Below are 3,448 nucleotides of genomic sequence, written 5' to 3' on the forward strand. Positions count from 1 at the left end.
CGTTCGCCCGGCTCGAACGTGATGAGGGCTGCGGCGTAAAGCACGACGCCGGCGCCGGCCAGCACCGCCGTCGCCAGCGTGCTTGCCGCCAGATAGCGGCCAAACGTGAGTTGGCCTGCCTGGAACCAGTAGGCGAGACACACGGCGGTCCAGGCGCCGGCGATGGCGGCCAGGAACCGCAGCAGAAGCGCCAGCCGACCGTGGGTCTGGGATTTCGCCAGAAACCAAAGTAGAAGGCCTGCCGCCGTCCCTCCCGCCGCACCGGCGGCCGGTGCGGCAGAGACCAGCAGGCTCGCAAGCGAAATGGGCATCAGGGTGATTCCCCAGGGCGCCAACGTCCCGCCGGCATGATAGAAGCGAGGCAGGGATGCTGTCTAGCGAAAACGTCGCCGCAGGGGGGGCTGCAAGGCCATCCCCGGTCCGGTCTCCCGGTGCCAAGGGGGACGGTTTTTCCGCCCCACTTATTTGAGGCGCATCGAGCAAAAATAGGGTTGCATTGTGTCTGGGGGTTTCTACAATGTGCCAAGTGAGGCCCAAGACGGTTGGCGCCGGCTGGGCGATGGCTAGGAGGCGCGTGCCGGCCGCGCCGTCCGAGGGAGGTACGGGTTATTCCGGCTTCGCGTGCGGTGTGGAGCATCGCGCTGGGCGTGTTTGGGGTCGGCCTCGCGTGTTTGGGCGTGGGCCTGAGCGTGTCTTCGGATTCAGGGTCGGTGGCCCGCGCGCAAACGGCAGGGCCTGTCGCGCTCGCGCCGGCGGCGGGCCCGAATGTGATTGTTTCCGCCACGCCGATGGGCGATTCGAGCGTGGTGATTTGTGTGGTGGATGCGGCGAAAGAGCGTCTGGCCGTCTATGTGGCCGATGCGCGGCGCAGTCGGCTGAAACTGTTGGCCGTCCGCGATATTTCCGCCGACTGGGCCTTGACGGATTACAACAACGATCCGCCGCTCCCGAAGGACGTGCGGGCGCGCATCGAATCGTTGACGGAGAAGGGAAGCGGACCGTCGGCTCCGGAGGAAACTCCGTTGCCGGCTCCGGCGCCGTGACCGTATAAGAATATGGGGAAGGCCGCGCGGCCGCACCGGGTTGGAGGAGGACGACTTTGGAATTCGTTACGTTCGAAGAAGCCAAAACGCGCCTCGGCAAGACGGCCGAGCAACTGCAGGAAATGATCAAGAGCGGCGAGATCCGCGCGTTCCGCGACGGCGCCGCGTGGAAGTTCCGCAAGGCGGACATCGATGCGATGGCTGGGACGCCCGCGCCCGCGCCGCAGGCAGCCGGCGCCGAGGCGGCCGATGAAGAGAAGGAAGAGGACGCCGGCGACACCCTCATGAGCATCGACGCCGACATCCTTTTCGCCGAGGAAGAGAAAGTCCCCGCCGACAGTGCCGCCGAGACGTGGATCGCCGCCGACACGGAAGGCGTGTTTCCGAGCGAGGCGGCTCCCGGCGAAGAGAAACCTCTGGGTGTGGAAGAAGCCCTGGCCGCCCCCGAGGCCGAGCCGGCCCCGCTCGCGCTGAGCCCGGAAACCGACGAATCCAGCCTCCAGGAAGTCCTGAGCGAGGAGGAAAGGGCCGAGGAAGTCGAAGGGGACGTCTTCGCCGAGGAGCCCGTCATCGCGGTGGATACCGAGAGCGGCGTGGCGTCGGTGGTGCCGTCCTCGGCCACTCGGTCGGGTGTGGCCGCCAGCCGCACGCGCATCGTAACCCTGGTCGAGGGGCCGGCCCACCACGCTTCCTTCACCGTGATGCTCGGGATGACAACCGTGGCGCTGGGGTTCACGGTGTTCGCGCTGGTCGCCCTGCTGGCTGGCGCGAAACCCGGCCTGGTGATGCAAATCGGGGAGAGTACGGCCGGCGTAGTCATTCTGGCGGCCGGCATCTTCATCACGGGCGTCGTGACGGTGATCGGGCTGGTTCTGGAGAAACAGCGGAACGCCCGCGAAGTGATGAGCGGGCAATAGCGATTTGGCACGGGACATGGCTGCACGCCCTGTAGTGAGAGGTCGTCTCTACTACAGGGCACGCTTGGGCGCGCGTGACCAGGAACCTGATCGCGAGCGTACGCAAGTCCGGACGGAACGGTTGAAGATAGGAAAGGAGATTACGATGCGACGGGTTTCGATGGTCGTGGGATTGCTGGTGGTCGGTGTGCTGGTGATGCTCTCCACCGGTTGTGTGGACCAGAAGAAGTACGATGCCGTCCTCCTCAGGAACCGCGAGCAGGACAAGTTGCTCCAGGAGAAAGACGCGAACATCGCGCGCCTCCAGGAGCGCGTCGAGGCCATGCAGGCCCGCTCGGGCGACGCCCAGCGGATGTTGGAACAGAAGGATGAGTTGCTGTCCGCCGTCCAGAAAGAGCGCGACGAGGTCCGCAAAGCGTTTGCCGATTTGCTCGAGGTCTACAAGAAACTGGCGGGTCGCCCCGGCGGCGAAGGGCCAATCCCAGGACCCGTCGCCATCGAGATCGAGCAACTGGCCGCCGAGTACCCGAACCTGTTTCAGTTCGATCGGGCCACGGGCCGGCTGCGCTTCGCATCGGACATCACCTTCGATTCGGGCTCGAACGTCGTGAAGCCCGAGGCACGGACGGCCCTGACGAAGTTGGCGGCCATCCTTTCCTCGGACGTGGCCAAGAAAATCCACGCGACCATCATCGGCCACACCGACTCGGACCCCGTCAAGAAGGCGACGACGATCGCCCTCTTGAAGGAACTCGGCAAGACGCAGAACAACATGGGCCTGAGCATCGCCCGGGCCGAGTCGGTGGCCGAAATCCTCAAGGCGGGCGGCGTCGAGGCGGTCCGAATCATCACCCAGGGCATGGGCGAAACCCAGGCCCTCGCGGACAACCGGACGGCGGATGGCAAGGCCAAGAACCGCCGCGTCGAAATCTTCCTCGCCATGGGCGCATGACGCGCCGCTTGCGGCTTAGCACGCTGTTCAACGCCCGGGGATGAATCCCGATGAAGTCGGGATGAATCCCCGGGACGCCTTTTCATCGCGACGGAAGAAGTGACGGAAGCAGTTTTTCGAGGACCCCTCGCCCCTGGAACGGCTCAGCCGTCGCCCACAGGATCGGCACCTCTTCGCCGAAGAGTTCGGTCACGAGGAGCGGAGGTGAATCGTCGCCCTCGGCCAGACAGCCGAGCCCCTCGGCCGTCGTGCGGAAGTTCACGGTCAACCGTTCGTAGCCGATGGAGTCCGTGAGCAACTCCCCGTATCCATGGGCCGACGGCAACGTCTCCTCAAGCCAACGGAGCGTCTCGGCGCTCACCAGGCCGCCTCCGTCGCTCTTCACGGTGCACTGAAACTGGCCGGGGCCGGCCCCTGTCTTCGTGTAGTCGGCGTCCACTGGAACCTTGCCGGTGATGGGGCCGCCGGGCACGTCTCGCGTCCAATCCGCCAGTTCGAGGTCGCGGCCGCGCACGGCAACGGTGGCCTTGTCGGCC

General features: G+C 65.8%; 5 protein-coding genes. 3 read left to right on the top strand and 2 right to left on the bottom strand.

What is annotated here, in order from left to right:
• Positions 1-311: hypothetical protein (locus NTX40_07365; protein MCX5648897.1), on the bottom strand; the 311-nt coding region annotated here is incomplete at its 3' end.
• A gap of 399 nt (positions 312-710) precedes the next feature.
• Between NTX40_07365 and NTX40_07370 the strand changes: the two genes are divergently transcribed.
• From NTX40_07370 to NTX40_07380, 3 genes are all read left to right on the top strand, one after another.
• A complete protein-coding gene (locus NTX40_07370) occupies positions 711-1,043 on the top strand; it encodes a hypothetical protein (protein MCX5648898.1) in 333 nt (110 codons plus the stop codon).
• Positions 1,044-1,099: 56 nt separating this feature from the next.
• Positions 1,100-1,960, top strand: a complete 861-nt coding sequence (locus NTX40_07375) for a helix-turn-helix domain-containing protein (GenBank protein MCX5648899.1) — start codon at positions 1,100-1,102, stop codon at positions 1,958-1,960.
• Between the two features lie 145 nt (positions 1,961-2,105).
• Positions 2,106-2,912 carry an OmpA family protein gene (locus NTX40_07380; protein MCX5648900.1) on the top strand — a complete coding sequence of 269 codons (807 nt, stop codon included), beginning with the start codon at positions 2,106-2,108 and terminating at the stop codon, positions 2,910-2,912.
• Positions 2,913-2,994: 82 nt separating this feature from the next.
• Here the strand turns inward: NTX40_07380 and NTX40_07385 are convergent.
• The coding region (locus NTX40_07385; protein MCX5648901.1) for a hypothetical protein at positions 2,995-3,448 on the bottom strand (454 nt) is incomplete at its 5' end.

This window comes from Planctomycetota bacterium, from assembly GCA_026387035.1.
Lineage (GTDB): Bacteria > Planctomycetota > Phycisphaerae > FEN-1346 > FEN-1346 > JAPLMM01.